Below are 24,851 nucleotides of genomic sequence, written 5' to 3'. Positions count from 1 at the left end.
GGCACCCGCTACCTCGAGCACGGCGAACGGGTCTAAGCCTCGATCCACCGGTTGAATGATCGCCCAGGTGACCTTCTCATACACCGCCCGCCTGGACGCGGCCCGCAAGACCACCCCGGCGTGGCGGCTGTTACGGGATCATGATCGCTTCTCGGGCTCGGTCGGTTCCGGGGCGGACTCGTCGAAGATCAGCCAGGTGCGGGTCGCGCGGACGCCCTCGACCGCGTGGATGCGGGCCAGGACGACGTCCCTGAGCGAGGCGTTGTCCGGGGTGCGGACCAGCATGACGAGATCGACGTCGCCGCCGACGAACGCCAGGTGCTCGATGTGCGGCACCTCCCGCAGCAGGGCCGAGACCTTCCGCCAGGAGTTCTGCTCGATGTTGACCATGACGTAGGCGGCGGTGCCGAGGCCCGCGCGGACGGGGTCCACCTGGGCGGTGAAGCCGGTGATGACGCCGTCGGCGATGAGGCGCTCCACCCGCGCGTAGGCGTTGGAGCGGGAGACGCGGACCCGCTCGGCGAGCGTCCGCATGGACATGCGGCCGTCCGCCCGCAGTTCGCGCAGGATCGCGCGGTCGAGGTCGTCGAGCGGGGCCGCCGAACGTCCGTCGGGACCGGGAGGCGGCAGATTCTCGGGCGACAGTTGGTCCATGAAAACTCCACTTCTGAGCCGAATGTCCTTGTTTTTACCCGTCTATTGAGACTTATGGTCGATCGGGTTCATATTTCTAGCACCGATCGAGTGCGGAGGTGCAGGCGTATGACGGATCGGGTTGAGGCGCTGCTCCCCTCGGCGGAACCCGTGCGGTTCCTGACGGACAGCGGCGCGGCGGTGCGCGGACGGCAGCGCTACGAGGTGCCGGACCCGGAGCTGCTGCGCCGGGCGCACCGGGCCATGGTCGTCGGGCGGCGGTTCGACGCGCAGGCGACCGCGCTGACCAAGCAGGGCCGGCTGGCCGTCTACCCCTCCAGCCATGGCCAGGAGGCATGCCAGGTCGGGTCGGTGCTCGTCCTGGAGGACGGCGACTGGTTCTTCCCCACCTACCGGGAGTCGATGGCGCTGGTGTCGCGCGGCATCGACCCGGTCGAGGTGCTCTCCCTGCTGCGGGGCGACGCGCACTGCGGGTACGACCCCCGGCGCCACCACACGGCGGCGCAGTGCACGCCGCTCGCGACCCAGACCGTCCACGCGGCGGGGCTCGCGTACGCGGAGCGGCGCAAGGGGACCGGACGGGTCGCGCTGGCCTGCGTGGGCGACGGCGCCACCAGCGAGGGCGACTTCCACGAGGCGCTGAACTTCGCCGCCGTCTTCAAGGCGCCGGTGGTGTTCCTCGTCCAGAACAACCAGTACGCCATTTCGGTGCCGCTGGAACGCCAGACCGCCGCGCCTTCGCTGGCCTACAAGGGAATCGGTTACGGGGTGCGCTCCGAGCGGGTGGACGGAAACGACCCGGTCGCGGTGCTGGCCGTGCTGTCGGCGGCCGTCGAGCACGCCCGGTCGGGCCACGGCCCCTTCCTGGTCGAGGCGCACACCTACCGGCTCGAACCGCACACGAACGCCGACGACGCGTCCCGGTACCGGACGGACGCCGAGGCCGAGGAATGGCGCGGGCGCGATCCGATCACCCGGCTGGAGAACTACCTGCGGCGGCGCGGGCACCTCACCGACGAGGACATCGCGGCGGCGTCCGCCGAGGCCGAGGAGTTCGCCGAGCGGCTGCGGACCCGGATGAACACCGACCCCGAACTCGCCCCGATGGGGCTGTTCGAGCACGTCTACGGCACCCCGACCCCGCAACTGGACGAGCAGCGGGCCCGGCTGCACGCCGAACTCCAGGCCGAGGAGGCGCTGTCATGACCACAATGGCCCAGGCGCTCAACACGGCGCTCCGGCACGCCATGGACGAGGACGAGCGGGTCCTGGTGTTCGGCGAGGACGTCGGCGCGCTCGGCGGCGTCTTCCGCATCACCGACGGGCTGACCGCGAAGTTCGGCGACGACCGCTGTTTCGACACGCCGCTCGCCGAGGCGGGCATCGTCGGGTTCGCGATCGGAATGGCGATGGGCGGTTTCCGGCCCGTCGTCGAAATGCAGTTCGACGCGTTCGCCTACCCGGCCTTCGAGCAGATCGCCTCGCACGTGGCGAAGATGCGCAACCGGACCCGCGGAATGGTGGAACTGCCGCTCGTCATCCGCATTCCCTACGCGGGCGGAATCGGCGGCGTCGAGCACCACTGCGATTCCAGCGAGGCGTACTACGCGCACACGCCGGGCCTGAAGGTCGTCACCCCGGCGACGGTGGAGGACGCGTACTCGCTGCTGCGGGAGGCGATCGACGACCCCGACCCGGTCGTGTTCCTGGAGCCGAAGAAGCTGTACTGGTCCAAGTCGGACATCGAGCGGCTCGACCGGACCGGGCCGTTCGGCCGCGCCGCCGTCCGCCGGCCCGGCCGGGACGCGACGGTCGTCGCGTACGGGCCGAGCGTGCCGGTCGCGCTGGAGGCCGCGAAGGCCGCCGCGGACGAGGGCTGGGACCTGGAGGTCATCGACCTGCGCACGATCGTCCCGTTCGACGACGCGACCGTGGCCGCGTCCGTGCGGAAGACGGGCCGCTGCGTCGTGGTCAGCGAGGCCGCCGGGTTCGCGGGCGTGAGCGCGGAGATAGCGGCCCGCGTCCAGGAGCGCTGCTTCCACAGCCTGGAGGCGCCGGTGCTGCGGGTGGCGGGGTTCGACATCCCGTACCCGCCGCCGATGCTGGAGCACCACCATCTGCCGAGCGTCGACCGCGTCCTGGACGCGCTCGACCGCCTCCAGCGCGACGACCGGCCGGACACCCGTTACCTGCCTGCGGACGGTGTGGCATGAGCGGAGCGAACCGGGGGGCGCCGGGGGTCGTCCCCCCGCAGGAAGCCCGCATGAGCGCGACCGTCTTCCGGCTGCCGGACCTCGGGGAGGGGCTGACCGAGGCCGAGATCCTGGAGTGGAAGGTGTCGGTCGGCGACACCGTGGCCACCGACCAGATCATCGTCGAGGTGGAGACGGCGAAGGCGGCGGTGGACGTCCCCGTCCCGATGGCCGGCACGGTCGCGGAGCTGTTCGCCGAGGCGGGCACGGTCGTGGACGTGGGGTCGCCGCTCATCTCGATCGCCGCGCGCGACGCCGCCGCCGAGCGGTACCGGGAGGAGGAGCGGGCCGGCTCCGGCAACGTCCTCGTCGGCTACGGGACGACCGGGACCCGCCGCTCCCGCCGCCGCGCCGCCCGACCGGCCCCCGCACAACCGGCCCCGGCGCAACCGGCCCCCGCGCAACCGGCGGCGCCGTCCCGCGACGAGGCGCCGCGCGTCATCTCACCCGTGGTGCGCCGCCTGGCGAAGGACAACGGCGTCGACGTCGCCGCGCTCACCCCGACCGGCCCCGGCGGCGTCATCCTGCGCCGGGACGTCGAGCGGGCGATCGGCGCCGCCGCGCCGGCCCCCGAGCCGCGGCAGGACGAAACCGGCGTCGTGCGCGTCCCGCTCAAGGGCGTCCGCCGGACGATGGCCGACAAGCTGTCCCGCAGCCGCCGCGAGATCCCGGACGCCACCACCTGGGTCGACGTGGACGCGACCCGCCTGGTCAAGCTGAAGAAGAAGATCCAGCGGGCCGACCCGGACGCGAACGTCGGCATGCTGGCGCTGTTCGCCGGGATCTGCGTGGCCGGGCTCCGCCGCTTCCCCGAACTGAACGCCTACGTGGACACCGAGCGGCAGGAGATCGTCCAGGTGCCGCACGTCCATCTGGGGTTCGCCGCGCAGACCGGCCGGGGCCTCGTCGTGCCGGTCGTCCGCGACGCGCACCTGATGACGGTCACCGAACTCGCCGCCGCCCTGCGAGCGCGGACGCAGGAGGCGCGCGAGGGGCGCCTGTCCCCGGCCGATCTCACGGGCGGCACGTTCACGCTGAACAACTACGGCGTGTTCGGCGTGGACGGCTCGACCCCGATCATCAACCATCCCGAGGCGGCCATGCTCGGCGTCGGGCGGATCACCGACCGGCCGTGGGCGGTCAAGGGGAAGGTCCGGCTGCGCAAGGTGACGCAACTGTCGTTCACCTTCGACCACCGGGTCTGCGACGGCGGTGTCGCCGGCGGTTTCCTGCGGTTCGTCGCCGACTGCGTCGAGCATCCGGAAACGCTGGTCAGTCATCGCTAGCCACCGCGCGGCGGCGCAGGCCGTCGAACGCGACCTTGCAGAGCGCGTCGGCGATCTCTTCCCCGCTCGCGCCGCCGCGCGGCCGGTACCACTCGATCAGCGAGTTGACGAGCCCGAACAGCAGCCGCGCCGCGATCGCCGGGTCGATGTCGGGCCGGATGTCGCCGTCGGCCTCGGCCCGCGCGACCAGCCCGGCCACCAGCCGGTCGAACTCGCGGCGGCGGGCCAGCGCGCGCTTCTCGACGGCGGTGTTGCCGCGCACCCGCAGCAGCAGCGTGACGAACGGCTGCCGCTCGACGAGCACGGCGACGCTGGCCCGGACGAGGTGCTCCAGCCGGTCGATGGCGCGCCCCTCCACGGCCGCGGCCTCGTCGGCGGCGGCGAACAGCCCGTCGAGTGCGCGGTCGACGGCGAGCTGGAGCAGTTCGCTCTTGCCGGCGACGTGGTGGTAGATCGCGGACTTGCTGATGCCGAGCCGCTTGGCCAGGTCGTCCATGCTAGTGCCGTCGTAGCCGCGCTCGTTGAACACCGTGACGGCGACGCGCAGCAGCGACTCCCTGTCGTAGCCGGGCCGTCCCCGCCGGCTCGGCCGCCCGCCGCCCATGGTGGTCACGGCGGTCATTATCGCAGCGCCGCACCCCCGGCCACGGCGCCGCGTCCCTTCACCGCGGGCCGTCCCCGGGGTAAAATCCTGACTGAACGGACGGTCGGTAATTCAATGGTCGGCAAGTCGAGGGAGGCCCGATGGCTCCGCTGCCCAGCTACGTGTCCGGCACCTGGCATGTTCCGCCGGACGAGGGCGCGCCGCTCACCGACGCGGTGACCGGCGAGGAGATCGGCCGGCTCTCCTCGACGGGCATCGACATGGCCGCGGCGCTGGAGCACGGACGCCGGACGGGCGGCCCGGCCCTGCGCGAGCTGACCTTCCACCAGCGCGCCGCCCTGCTGAAGCAGCTCGGCCTGCACCTGCGCGAGCACCGCGAGGAGCTGTACGCGCTGTCCGCGCGCACCGGCGCGACCCTCGCCGACTCCCGGATCGACGTGGACGGCGGCATCGGCGTGCTGCTGGCGTACGCGAGCAAGGGCAAGCGCGAACTGCCGAACGACACCGTCCTCGTCGACGGGGACGTGGAGCCGCTGAGCAAGGGCGGCACGTTCGCCGGACGGCACGTCTGCACGCCGCTGGAGGGCGTCGCCGTGCAGATCAACGCGTTCAACTTCCCGGTGTGGGGCCCGCTGGAGAAGCTCGCGCCCGCGTTCCTCGCCGGCATGCCGAGCCTGGTCAAGCCCGCACCGCAGACGGCCTACCTGTCCGCGCGGCTGGTCGAGCTGATCATCGGGTCGGGCATCCTCCCGGAGGGGACGCTCCAGCTCGTCTGCGGCGGCCCCGGCGACCTGCTCGACCACCTGACCGAGCAGGACCTGGTGGCCTTCACCGGGTCCGCGGCCACCGGGCACATGCTGCGCGCACACCCGGTGGTGATCGGGCGGTCCGTCCGGTTCACCGCCGAGGCCGACTCGCTGAACTGCTCGATCCTCGGCCCCGACGCCCGGCCCGGGACGGCCGAGTTCGACCTGTTCGTCAAGCAGCTCGTCACCGAGATGACGGTGAAGGCCGGGCAGAAGTGCACGGCGATCCGGCGGGCGCTGGTGCCGTCCGGCCTGATGGACGAGGTGGCCGGGGCGGTGCGCGAACGGCTGGCGCGGGTGCGGGTCGGCGCCCCGTCCCACCCGGACGTGCGGATGGGCGCGCTCGTCACGCTGGAGCAGCGCCAGGAGGTCCGCCGGCAGCTGAAGAAGCTGCTGGACGCGGGCCGGATCGTGTTCGGCGACCCCGAGCACGTCGAGGTCCTCGGCGCCGACGCCGAGCGCGGCGCGTTCCTGTCCCCGATCCTGCTGCGCGCCGACGACGCGAACCGCGCCGAGCCGCACGAGGTCGAGGCGTTCGGCCCGGTCAGCACGCTGCTCCCCTACGACGGCGCCGAGCAGGCCGTCGCGCTGGCCGCACGCGGGCGGGGCAGCCTGGTCGGCTCGGTCGTCACCGCCGACGCGGGCTTCGCGCGCCGCGTGGTGCTGGGCGCGGCGCCCTGGCACGGGCGGCTGCTCGTCCTCAACGAGGAGGACGCGAAGGAGTCCACCGGGCACGGCTCACCGATGCCGGGGCTGGTCCACGGCGGGCCGGGACGCGCGGGCGGCGGCGAGGAGATGGGCGGGATGCGCGGCGTCCTGCACCACATGCAGCGCACCGCCGTGCAGGCCGGGCCGTCCATGCTGTCCGCGATCACCGGGCGCTGGACGCCGGGCGCGCCCCGCGTGCAGGCGGACGTCCACCCGTTCCGCAAGCACCTCGAAGACCTGCGGGTGGGCGACACCGTCATCGCCGGCCCCCGCACGGTCACCCTCGACGACATCGAGCACTTCGCGGAGTTCACCGGCGACACGTTCTACGCCCACATGGACGAGGAGGCCGCCAAGGCGAACCCGTTCTTCGGCGGCCGCGTCGCGCACGGCTATCTGGTGGTCTCGTTCGCGGCGGGCCTGTTCGTCTCGCCCGAGCCCGGTCCCGTCCTCGCGAACTACGGGCTGGAGAACCTGCGGTTCCTCACCCCGACGTTCCCCGGCGACGAGCTGACGGTGAAGCTCACCGCCAAGCAGATCACCCCGCGGGAGAACGCCGGCTACGGCGAGGTCCGCTGGGACACCGAGGTGACGCGGCAGGACGGCAAGGTCGTCGCGGCGTACGACGTCCTGACCCTGGTGGCCAAGCGCCCGGAGGAGACGCCATGACGCAGCAGCACTTCGAGCGGACGATCGAACGCGACCAGCGGATCGAGCCGCGCGACTGGATGCCCGACAGGTACCGGGCCACGATGATCCGGCAGATCGCCCAGCACGCGCACTCCGAGATCATCGGAATGCAGCCGGAGGGCGCCTGGATCACCCGGGCACCGTCGCTGCGGCGCAAGGCGATCCTGCTCGCCAAGGTGCAGGACGAGGCCGGCCACGGCCTGTACCTGTACTCGGCGGCGGAGACGCTCGGCGCCGACCGGTCCGACCTCACCGCCAAGCTGATCTCCGGGCAGCAGAAGTACTCCTCGATCTTCAACTACCCGACGCCGGCGTTCGCGGACGTCGGCGTGATCGGCTGGCTGGTGGACGGCGCCGCGATCTGCAACCAGGTGCCGCTGTGCCGCAGCTCCTACGGCCCCTACGCGCGGGCGATGATCCGGATCTGCAAGGAGGAGTCGTTCCACCAGCGGCAGGGCTACGAGCTGCTGATGACGCTGATGCGCGGCACGGACGCGCAGCGGGAGATGGTGCAGGACGCCGTGAACCGCTGGTGGTGGCCGTCGCTGATGATGTTCGGCCCGCCGGACGCGGAGTCGACGCACACCGCGCAGTCCATGGCCTGGAAGATCAAGCGGCACACCAATGACGAACTGCGGCAGCGGTTCGTGGACATGACCGTCCCGCAGGCGGAGGCGCTCGGCGTCACGCTCCCCGACCCCGACCTGAAGTGGAACGCCGAGCGCGGCCACCACGACTTCGGCGAGATCGACTGGTCGGAGCTGAAACGCGTGATCAGCGGCGACGGCCCGTGCAACGCGGAGCGGATCGCCGTGCGCCGGCAGGCCCACGAGGACGGCGCCTGGGTCCGGGAGGCCGCCGCCGCGTACGCCGCGAAGCAGGCTCACCGGGAGGTGGCGTGATGGAGAAGGACTGGCCGCTCTACGAGGTGTTCGTCCGCGGCAAGCGGGGCCTGAACCACGTGCACGTCGGCTCGCTGCGCGCCGCCGACGGCGAGATGGCCCTGCAGAACGCCCGCGACCTGTACACGCGGCGCAACGAGGGCGTCAGCATCTGGGTGGTGAAGGCGCGGGACATCACCGCGTCCAGCCCGGACGAGAAGGACCCGTTCTTCGCCCCCAGCGGCGACAAGGTCTACCGGCACCCGACGTTCTACGAGATCCCCGAGAACGTCCCCCACATGTGAGGCTCCATGTCGTTCGACAACGCGTTCGACGCGCTCGCCCAGGAAAGCGACGACACCCGCTGGGCGTTCGGCACCGGGTTCGACGACCCGCTCGCCGGGATCGACCCGGCCGTCCCGGACGGCGTCGACCGTGCCGCGCTGGCCGCCTACTGCCTGATGCTCGGCGACGACGCGCTCGTCATGTCGCACCGGCTGCAGCAGTGGTGCACGCACGCGCCCGAACTGGAGGAGGAGGTCGCGCTCGCCAACATCGCGCTCGACCTGCTCGGCCAGGCGCGGCTGCTGCTGGCGCGCGCCGGGGCCGCCGAGGACGCCGGCCGGGGCGAGGACGACCTGGCCTACTTCCGGGACCCGCCCGAGTTCCGCAACGTCGGCCTGGCCGAGGCGGAGAACGGGGACTTCGCGTACTCGGCCGTCCGGCTGCTGGTGTTCGCGACGTGGCGGCTGGCGCTGCTGGACCGCCTCACCGCGTCCGGTGACCCGGTGCTGGCCGCGATCGCCGCGAAGAGCGTGAAGGAGGTCGCCTACCACCGCGACCACGCCGCGCTGTGGACGGTCAGGCTCGGCGACGGCACCGACCTCTCCCACGAGCGCGCGCAGCGGGCGCTGGACGACCTCTGGCCGCTGACGGGCGAGCTGTTCGCGACCCACGAGGTCGAACGCCGGCTCGCGGGCGCCGGGGTGGGCGTCGACCCGGCCGACGTCCGCGAGGAGTTCGACGCGGTGCTGGACGAGGTGCTGGCGAAGGCCACCCTCCGGCGCCCTGATCCCGTCCCGTCCCACCTGGCCGGACGCGACGGCGCGCACTCCGCGGCGCTGACCGGTCTGCTCGCCGAGATGCAGGGCCTGGCCCGCGCCCATCCGGGGGCGACATGGTGAGCGCCCGCGCGGTCGCCGAAACCGTCACCGACCCGGAGCTTCCGATGCTCACGCTCGCGGAGCTGGGCGTCCTGCGCGACGTCACGGAGCGGACCGGCCGCGTCGAGGTGACGATCACCCCCACCTACACGGGCTGCCCCGCGCTGGACACCATGCGCGCCGACCTGCGGTCCCGCCTCGCGGCGGCCGGCTACCCCGAGGTCGAGATCCGCACGGTCCTGGACCCGCCCTGGACGACCGACTGGATCACCGAATCGGGTCGCCGCAAGCTCTCCGAGGCGGGGATGGCGCCACCCGGTCCGGCCCCCCGCCGCGAGCCGGGCCCGATCCCGCTCACGCTGGGCCCGGCCCGCCGCGTCCGCTGCCCGCGCTGCGGCTCCGCCGACACGGTCGAGCTGTCCCGGTTCGGCGCGACCGCCTGCAAGTCCCTGCGCCGCTGCGACGCCTGCCGGGAGCCGTTCGAGCACTTCAAGGAGCTCTAGATGACGCTCACCGAGGTCGCGCCCCGCCGCGCCGGCTTCCACGCGCTGCGCGTCGCCGCCGTCGAGCGCCTGTGCGACGACGCGGTCGCGGTCACCTTCGACGTGCCGCCGGAACTGGCGGACGCATACGCGTTCCGTCCCGGCCAGTTCCTCACGCTGCGCCGCCGCGTCGACGGCCGGGAGGAACGCCGGTCCTACTCGATCTGCGCGCCGGCCGGGGCCGCGCCCCGCATCGGCGTCCGCGAGATCCCGGCCGGGCTGTTCTCGTCCTGGCTGGTGCACGAGGTGCGGCCGGGCGACATGATCGAGGTCCTGCCGCCGTCGGGCACGTTCGTCCTCGCCGGCGGCGCCGCGCACCACGTGCTGATCGCCGCCGGGTCCGGCATCACCCCGGTGCTGTCGATCGCCGCGTCCGCGCTCGCCGACCCGGCCGGCCGCGTCACGGTCCTGTACGGCAACCGGACCAGCGGCACGGTCATGTTCGCCGACGAACTCGCCGATCTGAAGGACGCCCACCCGGACCGTTTCGAGCTGGTGCACGTCCTGTCCCAGGAGCCCCGGGAGGCGGAGCTGTTCAGCGGTCGCCTGGACGCGGACAGGCTGCGCACCCTGCTCCCCCTTCTCGTCCCCGTCCCGGACGTCGACCACTGGTGGCTGTGCGGACCGTTCGGCATGGTCACCGACGCGCGCGGTGTCCTGGACGGCTTCGGTGTGCCGCGTGACCGCGTCCACCAGGAGCTCTTCCACGTGGACGACGTGCCGCCCGAGCCGAACCGGAGGCGGTCCGCGCCCACCGGCCCGGCCAGCGAGGTCACGATCGTCCTGGACGGACGTTCCACGACCCTCACCCAGCCGCGGGACGCGACCGTCCTCGACGCCGCCCAGCGCGTCCGCCCCGACCTGCCGTTCGCCTGCAAGGGCGGCGTGTGCGGCACCTGCCGGGGCAGAGTCGTCGAGGGCGAAGTGGACATGCGCCGCAACTTCGCCCTCGACCCCGCCGAGGTGGCCGCGGGTTACGTCCTGACCTGCCAGTCCACCCCGGTGACCTCCGAGCTGACCATCGACTACGACAGCTGACCCGGCTCGGGCGGGCAGGTGAGATCGCGGCCGGGCAGGCGGCCGGTCAGCAGGTAGCCGTTGACGGTGGTCATCACGCACGTGTTCGGGTAGCCGCGCTGGTAGGGGGCGTGGACGTTCGCGGGCAGGGTGATCATCCGGCTGCCCCGCAGCTGGCGGTGCACCACTTCGTTGCGTTCGTAGATGGTTCGCGTGTCGCCGGTCGCCGCCACCATCAGGGCGGGGAGGGGGCCGACGGCCCGCGTCGGCGGCTCGGCCGGACGGGTCGGCCAGAACGCGCAGGGGCCGATGTTGTGGCTCACCGGGCCGAACATCGGGGCGGCGTGGCGGGTGCGCTGGACGTCGCGCCAGTAGAGCGCCGGGTCGCGCGGGGCGGCTCCGTCACCGCAGATGATGGCGGCCTGGCCGGAGGCGTCCCGCCCTTCGGCCCCGGTGAGCAGATAGGTGAGCTGCTCGTCCAGTTGCGGGGTGGGGCGGGCGGGGCGCCCCGCGGCCGCGTCGGCCAGGACGCGAACGGACGCGGCCAGGTTCGCCCGGGCCGCGTCCTCGTCGGTGTCCAGGGCGGTGAACAGCACGAGGGGCACCATCGTGTCGTCGAGGCGGTGGCGGCCGACGGCCAGGGGGGCGCGGCCGGACGCCTTGAGGATCCGGTGCACGGTGGCCAGGACCGCGGTCCGGGTGTCTCCGAGGCGGTATTCCGCGTCGCGCTCCGCCGTCCAGGCCGCCCAGCCGGCGAGGCCCCGCTCGTTCGCCTGCTCGACGCCCACGAGGGTGCGCGGACCCCAGGTGAACAGGTCCTGGGAGCTGTCGAGGACGACCCGGTCGAGGCGGCCCGGGAACATCGAGGCGTAGACCTGGCCGAGGACCGTGCCGTAGGACGCGCCGTTGTAGGACACCTTCCGCTCGCCCAGCGCGCTCCGGACCACGTCCATGTCCCGGGCGATGTTGCGGGTGCTGATGTGCGGGAGCATGCCGGCGTTCGTCCGCGCGCATCGTGCCGCCAGGTCCTTCGCGAAGGCGGCGGCGCGTCCGTAGGAGCGGCGTGTCACGCCCGCACCCTTGATCCACGTGCCGGCGGGCCAGCCGCAGTCGACCGGGGTGCTGCGGCCCAGCGAGCGGGGGTCCATGGCCACGAGGTCGTAGCGGGTGCCCGCCTCGCCCATGATGCCGCGCATGTAGGGCGGCATGTCGAGGGCGGGTCCGGGGCCGCCGCCGTTGAGGATCATCGTGCCGATCCGCGGGCCGGACGCCGCGAGCCGGGAGATCGCGACGGTGATGGTGCGGCCGTCCGGGCGGGTGTAGTCGAGCGGGACGGTCACGCCGGCGCACCTGGCGCCGGCCTTGTCGAGCTCCGTGCCGATCTCGTCGCCCGGGCCGAGCGTGCAGGGCTTCCAGGTGAGCCGCTGATGGTGGAAGCGGCCGAGGGGGTCCGGGGCCGCGGTGGCCGGGACCGCCGTCGCCATGGCGAGTGCGGCGGCCGTTCCCGTGAGGGCCGCCGTCCAGCGGGTCGTTTTCATCGGTTCTCCTCGCAGAGGGCGGTCCTGGCGATGTTCAGCTCGTCGTTCCACGCTTCCTGCGTGGCGGGGTTCTCGTTGAAGACCACGGTGACGGTGCGGCCGGACGGGGCCACCCCGGCGAGCGAGGTGAAGCCGTCGATGTCGCCCGCGTGGCCCCACCACGTGCCGCCGCAGCGCAGCGGCGTCCCGATGAGGCCGAGACCGTAGGACGCGCCGTCCCACACCCGGTCCGGGTCGGCGGGGACGGTCCGCCTCATCTCCGCGAGCATCGCCGGGGGCAGCAGCCGCCCGCCCGGCAGGGCCGCGAAGAACCGGTTCACGTCGCGGGGGCTGGAGATCAGCGCGCCGCCCGCCCACGCGACCGACGTGTTCATCTCGGTGCGGTCGGCCCACGCGCCCGTCTCGGTACGGATGTAGCCGCGCGGGTGCGGGCCCCGGATCCGCGTCCCGTCGCCGGGCCAGTAGGTGTCGCGGAGCCGCAGCGGTTCGATGATCCGCCGCCGGACCTCGTCCTCCAGGGGGTGGCCGCTCACCTTCTCCACGATCAGCCCGGCGATGACGTAGTTGGTGGTGGAGTAGTGCCAGCCGGGGCCGGGGCGCGGCAGCGTCAGCGCGCGGGCCACCAGTTCCTCCGGCTCGAAATGGCGGAAGCGGAACTCCTCGCCGCTCGCGAAGGTGTCCATGTGGTCGGGCAGGCCGCTGGTGTGCCGCAGCAGGCTCCGCACGGTGATCTCACGTCCGTCGTGGCCGCCCCGGCCGAGCAGGCCGGGCAGGTAGCGCTCGACCGGGGCGTCGAGCGAGATCCGGCCCCGCGCGGCGAGCCCGAGCAGGGTCGCCGCCGTGAACGTCTTGGTGATGCTGGCGACGCGGACGCGCAGGTCCGCGCGCATCGGGCGGTGCGTCCGCCGGTCGGCGACGCCGCTTCCCGCCGTCCAGGCGCCGCAGCGGGGGTCGTCGATCCGTACGGCCGCGCCGGTGAGGCGGTGCACGCGCGTCATGCGTTCCAGCGCCGTGCGGGTGGCGTCGTGGTCGCCGCACCGGGGCCGGGCGGCGCGGGCCGGCGCGGGCGCCACGGCGGTGACGGTGACCGTGGCCGCCGCCACCAGCAGCGCGGTGATTCGGTGCCTGATCATGTGTTCCGACGCTAGGCGGGCGCGCTCACCGGCACATTGGGGCGATCACCCGGAGCGGTGGTGGGGCCGGCCCCCGTGCGCGGATTCCGGTGATCGGGACAGGGGTTGGGGAGAGGGGTTCGTCCCTCTAGGATCGGCGCACCCATTCAGTCGCCGACCGGGCCGGGCGCGAGGCCCTCGGAGAGCGGCCGTCCCGCCGTGCGCGGTGGCCGCCGAGAGGAAGACATGGACCTGAGCGCCGATTACGTCGTGGTGGGGGCCGGCAGCGCGGGATGCGTGCTGGCGAAGCGGCTGGCCGAGTCGGGGGCGAGCGTCGTCCTGGTGGAGGCGGGTGGGTCGGACCGGACGCCGCTGGTCCGCAAGCCGGGGCTGATCGCCGTCTTCCACAACGTCCCCCAGTTGAAGAAGAAGCTGGACTGGGGGTTCTACAGCGCGCCGCAGAAGCACGCGCTCGACCGGAGGATCCCGCAGGTCCGGGGGAAGGTGCTCGGCGGCTCGGGGTCGATCAACGGCATGCTGTTCGTGCGGGGCCACCGCAGGAACTACGACGACTGGGCGGCGGACGGCTGCGACGGCTGGGGCTTCGACGACGTGCTCGCCGGCTACCGGCGGATGGAGAACTGGGAGGACGGCGCCACCGAGCTGCGCGGGGCCGGCGGCCCGATCGAGGTGACCCGGCAGCGGAACCTCACGCCCGCGTCGGAGGCGTTCATCGAGGCGCTGATCGACACGGCCGGGGTGAAGCGCAACGACGACTACAACGGCGCCGAGCAGGAGGGGGCGGGCGTCTTCCAGCAGAGCGTCGCCAAGGGGCTGCGGTACAGCTCGTCCGTCGGCTACCTGGACGACCACGGGCTGCCGAACCTGACGGTCGTGACGGGCGCGCTGGTGGAACGCGTGACCGTCGGCAAGGGGCGTGCCACGGGCGTCGAGGTCGTCTCCAAGAAGGGGCGCGGGACGATCCGGGCGTCCAAGGAGGTGGTGCTCGCGGCGGGGGCGTTCGGGTCGCCGCAGCTGCTCATGCTGTCGGGGGTGGGTCCGGCCGCGCATCTGCGGGAGCACGGCATCGAGGTCCACGCGGACCTGCCCGTCGGCGACAACCTGCACGACCACATGTTCGTGCCGATGACGTTCATCATGGACACCGCCCGCAACAAGGGCACCGCGCCCTACTTCGCCCGGGGCGTCGCCAAGGAGTGGACGAAGGGCGGGACGTGGGTGGCCCGCAGCGTGTTCGAGGCGGTGGGGTTCGTCCGCAGCGGGCAGGCGGGCGAGATCCCCGACCTCCAGTTGCACGCGCTGCCGTGGTCGTACCCGTTCCCCAACCAGGACGCCCCGGTGCGGCACAAGGTGGACAAGCGTCCCGCCCTCACGGTCATGCCGACGCTGATCTACCCGAAGAGCCGCGGCACGGTCCGGCTGGCGTCCGCCGACCCGGCCGCCGCGCCCGTCATCGACCCCGGCTACCTGACCGACCCGGACGACGCCCGGCTGCTGCTCGACGGGATCGAGCTCGTCCGCGAGGTGATGGCCAACAAGATCATCGCCGGGGACGTCAGGGCGGAGCTGTCCCCCGGGCCGCGGTACCCCGATCGCGCCGCGCTGGCGGAGGAGCTGCCGAACCGCGCGACGACCGTCTACCACCCGGTCGGCAGCTGCCGGATGGGGTCGGACGAGCGGGCCGTGGTCGATCCGGCGCTGCGGGTCCGCGGCATCGAGGGGCTCCGCGTCGCGGACGCGTCGATCATGCCGAGCATCATCGGCGGCAACACCAACGCCCCGAGCATGATGATCGGCGAACGCGCCGCGACGCTGATCCTCGGCGGCTGATCCTCGGCGGGCCGAGCCTCAGCGCGGGAAGCGGGCCACCCAGCGGCGCTGCCAGGGCGTCTCCACGGCGCGCGGGTGGTGGTGCTCGCGCGCCCAGGCGACCGCGTCGGCCGGGTCCACGCCGGACAGGATGGCGAGGCAGGCGATGACGGTGCCGGTGCGGCCGACGCCGCCGCCGCAGGCGACCTCGACGGAGTCGCCCGAGCACGCGCGGGCGTGCAGGTCGCGGATGCGCCGGACCGCGTCATCCCGGTCGCGGGGCAGCAGGAAGTCGGGCCAGTCGATCCACGCCGACTCCCAGTTCAGCCCCGGTTCGTGGCGGCGGCGCAGGCGGCCGGAGCCGAGGTAGAGGCCGAAGCCGGGGACGGGTCCGGCCGGCAGCGGGGCGCGCAGGCCGCGGCCCCGGATCCATGCGCCGTCCGGGAGCCGGATCGCACCGTCGAGCGGGGCGGTCACCGGGTCACCCCCGCTTGGCGGCGGGCGCGGTGGTTGGCGACGTTGAGCCGGTTCCCGCACCGCTCGGGCATGCAGTAGCGGCGGCGTCCGGCCCGGCTGGCGTCGATGAACACGCCGCGGCAGCCGGGGGCGGCGCAGGCGCGGAAGCGTTCGTGGCCGAGCGCCCGGACGACGCCGAGCACCGCGACCGCGATGACCGCGGCCAGCTCGTCGGCGAGGGACGCGTCCGGGGCGGTCGGGACGAACCACTGCCACCGCCCGGACGGGTCGCGGCGCAGCACGGGCGCGCGTCCGGCGCGCCGGAGCAGGACGGCCGCGCCCGCGGCGCTCTGCTCGCCGTTCTCCGTCTCCACGATGCCGCGGGCCTCCCGGCGGAGCAACTGGACCGGCTGGACGTCCGCCGCGTCCGGCACCCGAAGGTCCCGCCCCGCGGGCAGACCGGCCAGCAGGCCGGCCAGCGCCGCCGCATCGGGCAGCGCCTCCGCTCCGCGCACGGTGGGCGACGTGCTGATCAGGGCGTTGGCGAGCTCCGCGCCCGCCACGTAGTCGCCGATCGGAATGTGCACCACAGGTCCTCCTGTAAGGGTTACAGGAGGACCATAACACTTACTTCACCGGCTCCGTGCTGACGTCGAACTGGAGACCGCCGTTCACGGCGGACACCTCCACGTGCCGGCCGTGCTCCAGGTCGCCGGCCAGCAGCAGGTCGGCGAGCTGGTCGTCCACCTCCCGCTGGATCGTGCGGCGCAGCGGCCGGGCGCCGAACTCCGGCTGGTAGCCGCGCTCGGCGATCCAGTCCACCGCCTCGGGGGTGAAGTCGACGTCGACGTCCTGCGCGCGGAGGCGGCGGCGCGTCTCGTCCAGCAGCAGATCGGTGATCTGCCGGAGCTGGCCCGCCTCCAGCCGCCGGAACACGATGATCTCGTCGATCCGGTTGAGGAACTCGGGCCGGAACGACTCGCGCAGCCGGCGCATGATCCGGTCGCCGAACGCGTCCCCCTCCCCGCCGGACACGCCGAACCCGATCTCCGTCGTCCCGATGATCAGCTCCGAGCCGAGGTTGCTCGTCATGATCACCACGGTGTTGCGGAAGTCGACCGTGCGGCCCTGCGCGTCGGTGAGCCGCCCGTCGTCGAGCAGCTGGAGCAGGACGTTGAACACGTCCTGGTGCGCCTTCTCGATCTCGTCCAGCAGGATCACCGAGTACGGCCGGCGGCGGACGGCGTCGGTGAGCTGCCCCGCCTCCTCGTAGCCGACGTATCCCGGCGGGGCGCCCAGCAGCCGGCTGACGGTGTGCCGCTCCTGGAACTCGCTCATGTCGAACCGGACCATCCGGTCCTGGCTGCCGAACAGCGCCTCCGCCAGCGCCTTCGCCAGCTCGGTCTTGCCGACGCCGGTCGGGCCGAGGAACAGGAACCCGCCGATCGGGCGGTTCGGGTCGCCCATCCCCGCGCGGGACCGGCGCACGGCCCGCGCCACCGCCGCCACCGCGTCCTGCTGCCCGATCACCCGCTGGTGCAGATGCTCCTCCAGGCGGGTGAGCCGCTCGCGTTCGGCCTCGGTGAGCTGGGTGACGGGCACGCCGGAGATGCGGGAGACGACCTCGGCGATGTCCTCGGGGGTCACCTCCGGGACGGTCGCGGGGCCGTCCTCCTCGCCGGCGTGCCGCAGCTCCTCCTCCAGCCCGGTCACCTCGTCCCGCAGCTCGGACGCCTTCTCGTAGTCCTCGTCCGCGACGGCCTGGTCCTTCTCCCGGCGCCGCCGGTCGAGCCGCTGCTCCAGCTCGCGCCGCCCGCCGTCGCGCGTGCCGGACCGCAGCCGGACGCGGGCGCCCGCCTGGTCGATCAGGTCGATCGCCTTGTCCGGCAGGAACCGGTCGGTCAGGTAGCGGCTGGACAGGTCCACGGCGGCGACGAGCGCCTCGTCGGTGAACCGCACCTGGTGGTGCGCCTCGTACCGGTCGCGGAGGCCGCGCAGGATCTCGATGCTGTCGTCGACGCTCGGCTCCGGCACCAGGATCGGCTGGAACCGGCGCTCCAGCGCCGCGTCCTTCTCGATGTTGCGGCGGTACTCGTCGATGGTCGTCGCGCCGACCGCGTGCAGCTCGCCGCGCGCCAGCGGGGGCTTCAGCATGTTCCCCGCCGACACCGCGCCCTCCGCGCCGCCCGCGCCGACGATCGTGTGGATCTCGTCGATGAACACCACCAGCTCGCCGGCGTGCTCGCGGATCTCGTCCACGACCTTCTTCAGCCGCTCCTCGAAGTCGCCCCGGTACCGGGTGCCCGCGACGACGCCGCTCAGGTCGAGCTGGACGACCCGCTTGCCGCGCAGCGCCTCCGGGACGTCGTCGTCCACGATCCGCTGCGCGAGCCCCTCCGCGATCGCCGTCTTGCCGACCCCCGGGTCGCCGATCAGCACCGGGTTGTTCTTGGTGCGGCGCGACAGCACCTCGACGGTCTCCTCGATCTCCCGCTCCCGCCCGATCACCGGGTCGATCCGGCCCTCCCGCGCCAGCACGGTCAGATCGCGGCCGAACTCGTCCAGCGTCGGGGTGCCGGACGGCGGCCCGCCGCCGGGACCGGCCGGAGGCTGCCCGGGACCGCCGCCGGCCGCCGCCGACTGCAGCGAATCCGGCGTGATGTGCTCGTGGTCCAGGATGCGTCCCGCACTGGACCCGCGGTCGAGCGCCAGCGCGAACAGCAGATGCTCCGGCCCGATGTAGGACGAGCCGAGCGCCCGCGACACCTGGTGCGAGTCCAGCAGCGCGCGCTTCGCCGACGGCGTCAGCTCCGGCGGGACGTCCCGCGGCTCACCCCGCCGGGCATGGTCCTCGATCTCGTTCTTGATCTTGTCGGGGTCGGCGCCGGCCCGCGCGATCCACTGCCGCGTCCCCTGCTGCCGCGTCGCCGCCCACAGCAGGTGGTCGGTGTCCAGGTCGACGCTGCCCCACTGCGCCGCCTGGGCCGCCGCGTCCCGGACCAGCTCGCGCGCGGGCTCGCTCATCAGCCGCGCGATGCTGATCCGCTCCACCGGGCGGCGCTGCGCCCGCGCCCCGAAGAACCGGCCGAGCATCTCCTCGAACGGATCCATCCCCCCAGGCCCGTACCATCCCGCGCTCATCTGCGAACCCCCCTCGCCTGCGCACCAAGGCGCCGGCGCCCCGTCCGAGATGCGCGAGCACCGCACGCCGAAGGCCCGTTACTGCAACGGTCAGGGACCTGCCCGTGGGACGGCCCGGAAAACCCCGGGTGAAGCCCCTGGGCGGGGAGGCGTCGCGCGGCCGGCGCGCGGCACGCCGTTCCCGGCGGGCTCAGAGATGGTCGGCGGGCTGGACCAGCGGGCGCAGCAGGGTCGCCCGGACGCGCTGGTCGTCGCCGACGCCCGTCATCGGGTACTTCTGCGCGGTCTGCAGGTGACCCCGCAGCAGGCGGGCCACCCCCTCGGCGTCGCCCTCCTCGATGAGCGCCAGCGCCTGGGCGTGCTCGTCCAGGGCCTGGCGGCGCAGCGCGGGTTCGGGAAAGAAACCGGCGCGGGTCGCGTGCTCGGACCAGTCGCTCTCCTGCGCCGTCCACAGCGTCTCCAGGGCGCCCGCCACGACGAACAGCGTCTCGTTGCCGCACAGCCGGACGATCGCCTCGTGGAACTCGCGGGACGCGGGCGTCGCGCGCTTCTCGTCGCCGGTCTCGACGGCGTGCACGAGGCTCTCGTGCGCACGGCGCAGCGCCGGCACGACCGCGGTGTGCCGGTCGGGGCGCTGCGCGCACAGCGCCGCGCAGAACGGCTCGATCTGCTGGAGCGCGAACCCGACGTCCGGCAGCGCGACCTGCCGCGACTCCAGGACCAGTGCCAGCATGTAGGCGACGCTGTCGCGTTTCGGCGCGTGCACGACCGACCCTCCGGTGTTGCCGCGCCGGACCGTGATCAGCCCCTCGGTCTCCAGGATGCGCAGCGCCTCGCGGGCGGCGAGCTTGCTGACCCCGAACTCCTCCAGCAGGTCCGACTGCTTGGGCAGCAGGCTGCCGTCGGGCAGCTCGCCGCGCAGGATGCGGGACCGCAGGGTGTCGGCGAGCAGGTCCGCGACCCGCGGCTGGCGCATCTGCGCCCGCGGCTCCGGGCTCTCGGTGTCCTCCACCGTGTCGATGTCCTCTCGGATGTCATGGTTCCGGCCGTCACGTGCGTCTCTCATCTTCCACCCGGGGGCGAGACCGCGTGCGGTTCCGCGCTCCCGGCCGTGACGCCCATCGCGCGCTGGTAGGCGGCGTCCAGTTCCCGGCCGCCCTCGACCGGGTCGGACGCCCGGCCGCGCAGCAGCACGTAGCCGCGGTCGAGGCGGTCCCGGATCGCGCCGATCGACGGCTCCACGACCACCACGACGGTGCCCTCCTCGGCGAGCCGGCGCGCGGTGTCCATCAGCTCCGCGACGACCAGCGGCGCCAGGCCGGTGGACATCTCGTCCAGCAGCAGCGCCTTCGGCGAGCCCATCAGGGCGCGGGACACCGCGAGCATCTGCTGCTCGCCGCCGCTGAGCACCCCGGCGAGCGCGCGGGCACGTTCGCGCAGCACCGGGAAGCGGTCGAGCGCCGTCTCGACCTGCCCGCCCGGCAGGCCCAGCGTGTCCGCCATGACCTGGAGGTTCTCCCGGACGGTCAGCCGCGGGAAGATCTGCCTGCCCTGCGGGACGAGCGCGAGCCCGCGGGCGGCGCGGCGGGCGGCGCTCAGCCCGCCGATGTCCTCGCCGTCCAGGGTGACCCGGCCGGTCGCGGCGACGGACCCGTACGCGGCGAGGAGCAGGCTCGACTTCCCGGCGCCGTTCGGCCCGACGACGCCGGTGACGGCCCCGCCGGTGAAGGTGAGCGAGGCGTCCGCGACCGCGACCGACTCGCCGTACCGCACCGAGACCCCGCTCAGGATCAGCTCATGGGGCAACGCTCTCACCACCGGTTCCGAAGTAGACGTCCTGCATCTCGGCGCTGGCCAGGCATTCGGCCGGGTCGCCGTCGAACACCACCGTGCCGGTGCGCAGCAGCATGACCCGGTCGACCAGGGACGCGACGATGTCCACGTTGTGGTCGACGAGGATGATCCCGCAGCCCTGCGCGCGGACCGTGCGGACCGCCGCCGAGATCGCCCCGATGCCGATCGAGTCGGCGCCCGCGAACGGCTCGTCCAGCAGCAGCACCGACGGCTCCTGCGCGAGCGCGCGGGCGACCTCGACGAGCCGCTGCTCGCCGAGCGTGAGGTCGCCGCAGCGGCGGCTCAGGTCACCGAGTTCGAGGGCCTCGGCGACCCGGCGCAGCGTGCCCTCGAAGCGGGCCCCGGCGGGCCGGAACGCGCCCGCGACCAGGCCCGCGATGAGCCCGCCGACCCCGGCGAGCTTCGGCGCGGCGGCCCCGAGCAGGATGTTCTCCCGGACGGTGAGGTCGTGCGCGAGGTGCGGATGCTGGAACGTCCGGGCGAGACCGGCGCGGGCGCGCCGCGAGGGCGGGCCGCCGAGCCTGCGCCCCCGGATGGTCAGCGTCCCCCGGTCGGCGGGCTGCGCGCCGTCGAGCAGGTCCACCAGCGTCGTCTTGCCGGCACCGTTCGGGCCGATCAGCCCGAGGACCTCCCCGGCCGACAGGCGCAGCGACACGTCGTCGACCGCGTGGACGCCGCCGTAGCTCTTACCGAGCCCGGTGCCCTCCAGCAGATACGGCCCGTCATGAGTCGTCTCGGTCATCGCGTCCCTCCCGTGCGCGTGAGCCGGCCGCGCAGCCACCGGGCGCCCTGCCCGGCGTAGCCGAGGATCCCGCGCGGGGCGATCAGCAGGACGGCGAGCACCGCGATCCCGAAGATCAGGGACCCGGCGCGTTCGAAGATCTGCAGGTTGAAGGTCAGCTCGACGACCAGGACCGCGCCGAGCACCGCGCCCCACGCCGACCCCTGCCCGCCGAGCAGCGGCATGAAGATCGCCAGCATGACCAGGCTCAGCGTGAACGTGTCGGGCCCGATCGTCTGGTTGGCGGTGGTGAACAGGCCGCCGCCGACCGACGCGATCGCCGCGCCCGCGCCGAGCACCGTCAGCCGCAGCGCGGGGACGCCGATCCCGGCCGCCTCCACCGCCGCCGGGACGTCCCGGGAGCTCTGCAGCGCCACCCCGAACGGCGACCGGCGGACCCGGTCCACGGCCACCGCGACGATCCACACGACCAGCAGGGTCAGCGCGATGAACGACCGCCGGTCCACTTCGCCGCCGAAGAGGGTGAGCGGGCGGATCGAGCCGATGCCGAGCGCCCCGCCGGTGATCTCCTTGGCGTCCAGCAGGAAGCTCTGGAACGCGACGCCGAACAGCAGCGTCACCGCCGCCAGGTAGAAGCCGGACAGCCGCCGCGTCGCGAATCCGAGCACGACCGCGAGCACGGCGGACGCGACCGCGCCGAGCAGGTAGGCGACGGGCAGCGGCCAGCCGGTCTCGGTCGCGACGAGCCCGACCGCGTACCCGCCGATCGCGACGTAGGCGCTGTAGGCGAGCGACAGCGCCCCCGCCAGGTTGAACGGCAGGTACATGCCGAGCGCCAGCAGCGCGTACGTGGCGCCGAGAAGCGCCAGGTCCTGCCGGAACAGGTCACCGCCCGCCCACGCGATCACGCCCAGCGTCAGCACCAGCGTGCCGAGGACGCGCGCCGTCTCCGCCGACCGGACCCACCCGAACGACCCGGCCGACTCCTTCACCGATACCGCACTCATACTCGGACCCTCCGTACGAACAGACCGCTCGGCCGGAGCGCGAAGAACAGGATCGCGACGGCCAGGACGGCGTAGTCGAGTGAGGCGCTGCCCAGGTAGTAGGGGACGAGGGTCTGGGCGAGCGCGAGCAGGAGCCCGCCGGCCAGCGGCGCCCACACCGAGCCCGTCCCGCCGATGACCAGGGCGAGGAACCCCGACAGCGCCCATCCGAAGCCGGACTGGAAACTCACCCCCGCCTTGGCGGAGAACAGCTGCCCGGCGAGGCCGACGACGAGGCCGGCGAGCGCGAACGCGACCAGCCGGACCCGTCCGACCGGCATCCCGAGGGTGCGCGCCGCCTCCCGGTTGCTGCCGACGGCGCGCAGGATGCGGCCGTACTTGGACTTGCGCATCCACACCCACACGCCGGTGAACGAGACGAGCGTGCAGGCGACGAGCACGAGCGTCTGCCCGTCCACGGTGACGAAGCCGAGGTCGAGGGTCGTGTCGGGCAGCCATGACCGGCCCGGCATGAGCTGCCGGCCGAACAGGGTGCCGGCGAGTTGCTCGACCGCGAACAGCACGGCGACCACCGCGATGAGGGAGGGCAGTTCGCCGCCGCCGGTGCGCGCGTCGATCGGCCGGACGAGCGCGACCTCGGTGACGACCGCGAGGACCGCGGCGATCGCGATGCCGAGCACGGCGGCGAACCCGAGCGGCCAGCCCTGCTGCGCCATCAGCCAGGACGCCGTCAGGCCGGAGAACATCGCGAACGGACCGAGCGCGAAGTTGAAGAAGTCGGCTCCTTCGAGGACCAGGTAGTACCCGAGGGCCACCAGTCCGAAGAAGCACCCGATCTGCACGACCGAGACCCACAGTTGCGCTGACATCCCGCTCCTTCTGAGCTGCTTCTGCGGGATCTTATGTTTAAAAGAAAGCTATGACAATGCTAACTTCGGGGCAGGTTGGGAGACCGGGGAGGCAGCTGTGACCAGTCCATTCGACGCGGCGACCGTGCGGGCGTACCGGGCCGCCGGCTGGTGGGGCGCGGCGACCGTCGCGGACCACGTCCGGCGGCACGCGGCGGAGCGGCCCGGCGCCGCCGCCTACACGACCCCGGACGAGACGCTCACCTGGGCGCGGTACGAGGAGAACTCGACGGTCCTGGCCCGCCACCTCGCCGCGCTCGGCCTCGCACCGGGCGACCGGGTCGCGACGCTGCTGCCGGACGGCCCCGCGTGGCATGTCGCCGCCGTGGCGGCGGAGAAGGCCGGGCTGGTGCTGGTCGGCGTCGGCGCGCGGGCGGGCCGCCGCGAGCTGCGGTTCCTGCTGGGACGCACCGGCTCACGCGCCCTGGTCACGCTCGCCGAACACCGCGGCGCCCGGTCCGCCGCACTGGTGGACGAACTGCGCGCGGACGGCCTCGGCCTCGCCCACCATGTCGTCGTCGACCGCCTCGGCGTCCCCGGCGACCCGCGCGACGCCGACATCACCGGCCGCGCACTCGGCCCGGACGACTTCTCCATGCTGAACTCGACATCGGGCACGACCGGGCTGCCCAAGTGCGTGCCCCACACGCAGAACCGCTGGTTCTACTTCCACGAGCTGGCGTGCCGGGCGGGGGCGCTGAACCCGTCCGACGTGTTCATGGGGGCGGTCCCGTCCCCGTTCGGGTTCGGGCTGTGGACGGCGCACTTCTCCCCCGCGGCGCTCGGCGTCCCGACCGTGCTGATGGAGCGGTTCGACGCGCACGCCGCGCTCGACCTGATCGAACGGCACCGCGTGACCGTCCTGCACTGCGTGAGCACGCAGTTCATCATGCTGCTGAACGCGCAGGCGGAGCGGGAACGCGACCTGTCGTCGCTGCGCTGCATGTTCACCGGCGGCGAGGCCGTCCCCTACGACCGGGCGGCCCGGTTCGAGGAGACGACGGGCGCGAAGGTCCTCCAGTTCTACGGCTCGAACGAGACCGGCGCGCTCAGTTGCACCAGCCTCGACGACACCCGCGAGCACCGCCTGCGCACCGCCGGCCGGATCATCCCGGAGATGCGGGTGCGGCTGTTCGACCCGGCGGACGGATCCGACATCACGGGGAGCGGCCGTCCCGGCCAGCCCGGCTGCAAAGGCCCCGCGACCTGCTCCGGCTACTACGACGACCCGGAGGCCGACGAGAAGCTGTTCACCCCGGACGGCTGGATGCTCATGGCCGACATCGTGGAGATCGACGCCGACGGCTACCTCCGCGTCGTCGGGCGGCTCAGCGACCTGATCATCCGGGGCGGCAAGAACATCAGCGCCGCCGCCGTGGAGGAGGAGGTCGGCACGCATCCGGCGGTCGCGCTCGCCGCCGCCGTCGCGATGCCGGACGAGGTGTTCGGGGAACGCGTCTGCGTCTACGCCGAACTGCGTCCGGGCGCCGCGCTCACCCTGGACGACCTCACCGCGCACCTGACCGAGCGCGGCGTCTCCCGCGAGTGGCACCCCGAGCGGCTCATCGTCCTGGACGCCCTGCCCCGCTCCTCCGGCGGCAAGGTCGCCAAGGGCGAACTACGCGACGACATCCACCGCCGCCTCACCCCCTGACCCGGA

23 protein-coding genes are annotated in these 24,851 nt (G+C 73.4%); 11 read left to right on the top strand and 12 right to left on the bottom strand.

The window, feature by feature from the left end:
• Positions 1 to 138: 138 nt before the first annotated feature.
• Positions 139 to 654, bottom strand: coding sequence for an Lrp/AsnC family transcriptional regulator (locus AF1_RS12670; RefSeq protein WP_067797080.1), 516 nt, complete (start codon positions 652 to 654; stop codon positions 139 to 141).
• A gap of 108 nt (positions 655 to 762) precedes the next feature.
• On the opposite strand from AF1_RS12670, the gene pdhA reads away from it, so the two are divergent.
• The 3 genes from pdhA to AF1_RS12655 are packed head-to-tail and all read left to right on the top strand — an operon-like array spanning position 763 to position 4,192.
• Positions 763 to 1,860 carry a pyruvate dehydrogenase (acetyl-transferring) E1 component subunit alpha gene (pdhA, locus tag AF1_RS12665; RefSeq protein WP_207394086.1) on the top strand — a complete coding sequence of 366 codons (1,098 nt, stop codon included), beginning with the start codon at positions 763 to 765 and terminating at the stop codon, positions 1,858 to 1,860.
• Positions 1,857 to 2,867: an alpha-ketoacid dehydrogenase subunit beta gene (locus AF1_RS12660; RefSeq protein ID WP_067797077.1), complete on the top strand. Its 1,011-nt coding sequence runs from the start codon at positions 1,857 to 1,859 to the stop codon at positions 2,865 to 2,867. The genes pdhA and AF1_RS12660 overlap by 4 nt, the downstream gene beginning before the upstream one ends.
• A gap of 50 nt (positions 2,868 to 2,917) precedes the next feature.
• Positions 2,918 to 4,192: a dihydrolipoamide acetyltransferase family protein gene (locus tag AF1_RS12655; RefSeq protein ID WP_067797073.1), complete on the top strand. Its 1,275-nt coding sequence runs from the start codon at positions 2,918 to 2,920 to the stop codon at positions 4,190 to 4,192.
• Here the strand turns inward: AF1_RS12655 and AF1_RS12650 are convergent.
• Positions 4,179 to 4,796 (bottom strand): TetR/AcrR family transcriptional regulator, encoded by a 618-nt coding sequence (locus AF1_RS12650; RefSeq protein WP_131732736.1) that lies wholly within the window; start codon positions 4,794 to 4,796, stop codon positions 4,179 to 4,181. The two genes, AF1_RS12655 and AF1_RS12650, sit on opposite strands and share 14 nt — an antisense overlap.
• Positions 4,797 to 4,936: 140 nt before the next feature.
• On the opposite strand from AF1_RS12650, the gene paaZ reads away from it, so the two are divergent.
• The 6 genes from paaZ to paaE are packed head-to-tail and all read left to right on the top strand — an operon-like array spanning position 4,937 to position 10,624.
• Positions 4,937 to 6,979 (top strand): phenylacetic acid degradation bifunctional protein PaaZ, encoded by a 2,043-nt coding sequence (gene paaZ / locus AF1_RS12645; protein ID WP_067797067.1) that lies wholly within the window; start codon positions 4,937 to 4,939, stop codon positions 6,977 to 6,979.
• Positions 6,976 to 7,902 (top strand): 1,2-phenylacetyl-CoA epoxidase subunit PaaA, encoded by a 927-nt coding sequence (paaA, locus tag AF1_RS12640; RefSeq protein WP_067797064.1) that lies wholly within the window; start codon positions 6,976 to 6,978, stop codon positions 7,900 to 7,902. The genes paaZ and paaA overlap by 4 nt, the downstream gene beginning before the upstream one ends.
• Positions 7,902 to 8,186 (top strand): 1,2-phenylacetyl-CoA epoxidase subunit PaaB, encoded by a 285-nt coding sequence (gene paaB / locus AF1_RS12635; RefSeq protein WP_067797061.1) that lies wholly within the window; start codon positions 7,902 to 7,904, stop codon positions 8,184 to 8,186. Before paaA ends, paaB begins: the two co-directional genes overlap by 1 nt.
• A gap of 6 nt (positions 8,187 to 8,192) precedes the next feature.
• The gene (paaC, locus tag AF1_RS12630) at positions 8,193 to 9,065 is read left to right on the top strand and encodes a 1,2-phenylacetyl-CoA epoxidase subunit PaaC (protein ID WP_067797058.1); all 873 of its coding nucleotides are present in this window, start codon (positions 8,193 to 8,195) and stop codon (positions 9,063 to 9,065) included.
• Positions 9,059 to 9,547, top strand: coding sequence for a 1,2-phenylacetyl-CoA epoxidase subunit PaaD (gene paaD, locus AF1_RS12625; RefSeq protein ID WP_067797055.1), 489 nt, complete (start codon positions 9,059 to 9,061; stop codon positions 9,545 to 9,547). The genes paaC and paaD overlap by 7 nt, the downstream gene beginning before the upstream one ends.
• A complete protein-coding gene (paaE, locus tag AF1_RS12620) occupies positions 9,548 to 10,624 on the top strand; it encodes a 1,2-phenylacetyl-CoA epoxidase subunit PaaE (protein WP_067797052.1) in 1,077 nt (358 codons plus the stop codon).
• On the opposite strand, the gene AF1_RS12615 is transcribed toward paaE, so the two are convergent.
• A complete protein-coding gene (locus AF1_RS12615; protein ID WP_067797049.1) occupies positions 10,612 to 12,141 on the bottom strand; it encodes an alpha/beta hydrolase in 1,530 nt (509 codons plus the stop codon). The genes paaE and AF1_RS12615 overlap by 13 nt on opposite strands.
• A complete protein-coding gene (locus AF1_RS12610; RefSeq protein WP_067797046.1) occupies positions 12,138 to 13,274 on the bottom strand; it encodes a serine hydrolase domain-containing protein in 1,137 nt (378 codons plus the stop codon). The genes AF1_RS12615 and AF1_RS12610 overlap by 4 nt, the downstream gene beginning before the upstream one ends.
• Before the next feature lie 225 nt (positions 13,275 to 13,499).
• On the opposite strand from AF1_RS12610, the gene AF1_RS12605 reads away from it, so the two are divergent.
• Positions 13,500 to 15,104, top strand: a complete 1,605-nt coding sequence (locus AF1_RS12605) for a GMC family oxidoreductase (RefSeq protein ID WP_067797044.1) — start codon at positions 13,500 to 13,502, stop codon at positions 15,102 to 15,104.
• Positions 15,105 to 15,122: 18 nt separating this feature from the next.
• Here AF1_RS12605 and AF1_RS12600 read toward each other — a convergent pair whose 3' ends face one another.
• From AF1_RS12600 to AF1_RS12565, 8 genes are all read right to left on the bottom strand, one after another.
• Complete coding sequence (locus AF1_RS12600; protein WP_067797041.1) at positions 15,123 to 15,560, bottom strand: protein-tyrosine phosphatase family protein; 438 nt, start codon at positions 15,558 to 15,560, stop codon at positions 15,123 to 15,125.
• On the bottom strand, positions 15,557 to 16,129 hold the full coding sequence (locus AF1_RS12595) for a CGNR zinc finger domain-containing protein (RefSeq protein ID WP_242608879.1): 573 nt from the start codon (positions 16,127 to 16,129) through the stop codon (positions 15,557 to 15,559). Before AF1_RS12595 ends, AF1_RS12600 begins: the two co-directional genes overlap by 4 nt.
• A 37-nt stretch (positions 16,130 to 16,166) precedes the next feature.
• Complete coding sequence (locus AF1_RS12590) at positions 16,167 to 18,680, bottom strand: ATP-dependent Clp protease ATP-binding subunit (RefSeq protein ID WP_067797037.1); 2,514 nt, start codon at positions 18,678 to 18,680, stop codon at positions 16,167 to 16,169.
• Positions 18,681 to 18,870: 190 nt separating this feature from the next.
• The gene (locus AF1_RS12585) at positions 18,871 to 19,746 is read right to left on the bottom strand and encodes a FadR/GntR family transcriptional regulator (protein WP_207394087.1); all 876 of its coding nucleotides are present in this window, start codon (positions 19,744 to 19,746) and stop codon (positions 18,871 to 18,873) included.
• Complete coding sequence (locus AF1_RS12580) at positions 19,743 to 20,486, bottom strand: ATP-binding cassette domain-containing protein (protein ID WP_207394088.1); 744 nt, start codon at positions 20,484 to 20,486, stop codon at positions 19,743 to 19,745. Before AF1_RS12580 ends, AF1_RS12585 begins: the two co-directional genes overlap by 4 nt.
• Positions 20,476 to 21,276, bottom strand: coding sequence for an ABC transporter ATP-binding protein (locus tag AF1_RS12575; protein WP_067797034.1), 801 nt, complete (start codon positions 21,274 to 21,276; stop codon positions 20,476 to 20,478). Before AF1_RS12575 ends, AF1_RS12580 begins: the two co-directional genes overlap by 11 nt.
• Positions 21,273 to 22,283, bottom strand: coding sequence for a branched-chain amino acid ABC transporter permease (locus AF1_RS12570; RefSeq protein ID WP_084262829.1), 1,011 nt, complete (start codon positions 22,281 to 22,283; stop codon positions 21,273 to 21,275). Before AF1_RS12570 ends, AF1_RS12575 begins: the two co-directional genes overlap by 4 nt.
• A complete protein-coding gene (locus AF1_RS12565; RefSeq protein ID WP_067797028.1) occupies positions 22,280 to 23,152 on the bottom strand; it encodes a branched-chain amino acid ABC transporter permease in 873 nt (290 codons plus the stop codon). The genes AF1_RS12570 and AF1_RS12565 overlap by 4 nt, the downstream gene beginning before the upstream one ends.
• Positions 23,153 to 23,249: 97 nt before the next feature.
• On the opposite strand from AF1_RS12565, the gene AF1_RS12560 reads away from it, so the two are divergent.
• Entirely contained in the window at positions 23,250 to 24,845 is a 1,596-nt protein-coding gene (locus AF1_RS12560) for a class I adenylate-forming enzyme family protein (protein ID WP_067797025.1), read from the top strand.
• Positions 24,846 to 24,851: the final 6 nt, after the last annotated feature.

Origin of the sequence: Actinomadura formosensis NBRC 14204 (genome assembly GCF_001552155.1) — a bacterium.
Taxonomy (GTDB): domain Bacteria; phylum Actinomycetota; class Actinomycetes; order Streptosporangiales; family Streptosporangiaceae; genus Spirillospora; species Spirillospora formosensis.
This window is presented reverse-complemented; position numbering and strand designations above follow the sequence as displayed.

Bases quoted from the DNA above. Each gene is read 5' to 3' on its own strand.
- AF1_RS12660 (WP_067797077.1), top strand. From the start codon at position 1,857: ATGACCACAATGGCCCAGGCGCTCAACACGGCGCTCCGGCACGCCATG.
- paaZ (WP_067797067.1), top strand. From the start codon at position 4,937: ATGGCTCCGCTGCCCAGCTACGTGTCCGGCACCTGGCATGTTCCGCCG.
- AF1_RS12610 (WP_067797046.1), bottom strand. From the start codon at position 13,274: ATGATCAGGCACCGAATCACCGCGCTGCTGGTGGCGGCGGCCACGGTC.
- AF1_RS12590 (WP_067797037.1), bottom strand. From the start codon at position 18,680: ATGAGCGCGGGATGGTACGGGCCTGGGGGGATGGATCCGTTCGAGGAG.
- AF1_RS12650 (WP_131732736.1), bottom strand. From the start codon at position 4,796: ATGGGCGGCGGGCGGCCGAGCCGGCGGGGACGGCCCGGCTACGACAGG.
- pdhA (WP_207394086.1), top strand. From the start codon at position 763: ATGACGGATCGGGTTGAGGCGCTGCTCCCCTCGGCGGAACCCGTGCGG.
- AF1_RS12570 (WP_084262829.1), bottom strand. From the start codon at position 22,283: ATGAGTGCGGTATCGGTGAAGGAGTCGGCCGGGTCGTTCGGGTGGGTC.
- AF1_RS12585 (WP_207394087.1), bottom strand. From the start codon at position 19,746: ATGAGAGACGCACGTGACGGCCGGAACCATGACATCCGAGAGGACATC.
- AF1_RS12615 (WP_067797049.1), bottom strand. From the start codon at position 12,141: ATGAAAACGACCCGCTGGACGGCGGCCCTCACGGGAACGGCCGCCGCA.
- AF1_RS12670 (WP_067797080.1), bottom strand. From the start codon at position 654: ATGGACCAACTGTCGCCCGAGAATCTGCCGCCTCCCGGTCCCGACGGA.
- paaB (WP_067797061.1), top strand. From the start codon at position 7,902: ATGGAGAAGGACTGGCCGCTCTACGAGGTGTTCGTCCGCGGCAAGCGG.
- AF1_RS12605 (WP_067797044.1), top strand. From the start codon at position 13,500: ATGGACCTGAGCGCCGATTACGTCGTGGTGGGGGCCGGCAGCGCGGGA.
- paaE (WP_067797052.1), top strand. From the start codon at position 9,548: ATGACGCTCACCGAGGTCGCGCCCCGCCGCGCCGGCTTCCACGCGCTG.
- paaC (WP_067797058.1), top strand. From the start codon at position 8,193: ATGTCGTTCGACAACGCGTTCGACGCGCTCGCCCAGGAAAGCGACGAC.
- paaD (WP_067797055.1), top strand. From the start codon at position 9,059: ATGGTGAGCGCCCGCGCGGTCGCCGAAACCGTCACCGACCCGGAGCTT.
- AF1_RS12565 (WP_067797028.1), bottom strand. From the start codon at position 23,152: ATGTCAGCGCAACTGTGGGTCTCGGTCGTGCAGATCGGGTGCTTCTTC.
- paaA (WP_067797064.1), top strand. From the start codon at position 6,976: ATGACGCAGCAGCACTTCGAGCGGACGATCGAACGCGACCAGCGGATC.
- AF1_RS12575 (WP_067797034.1), bottom strand. From the start codon at position 21,276: ATGACCGAGACGACTCATGACGGGCCGTATCTGCTGGAGGGCACCGGG.
- AF1_RS12655 (WP_067797073.1), top strand. From the start codon at position 2,918: ATGAGCGCGACCGTCTTCCGGCTGCCGGACCTCGGGGAGGGGCTGACC.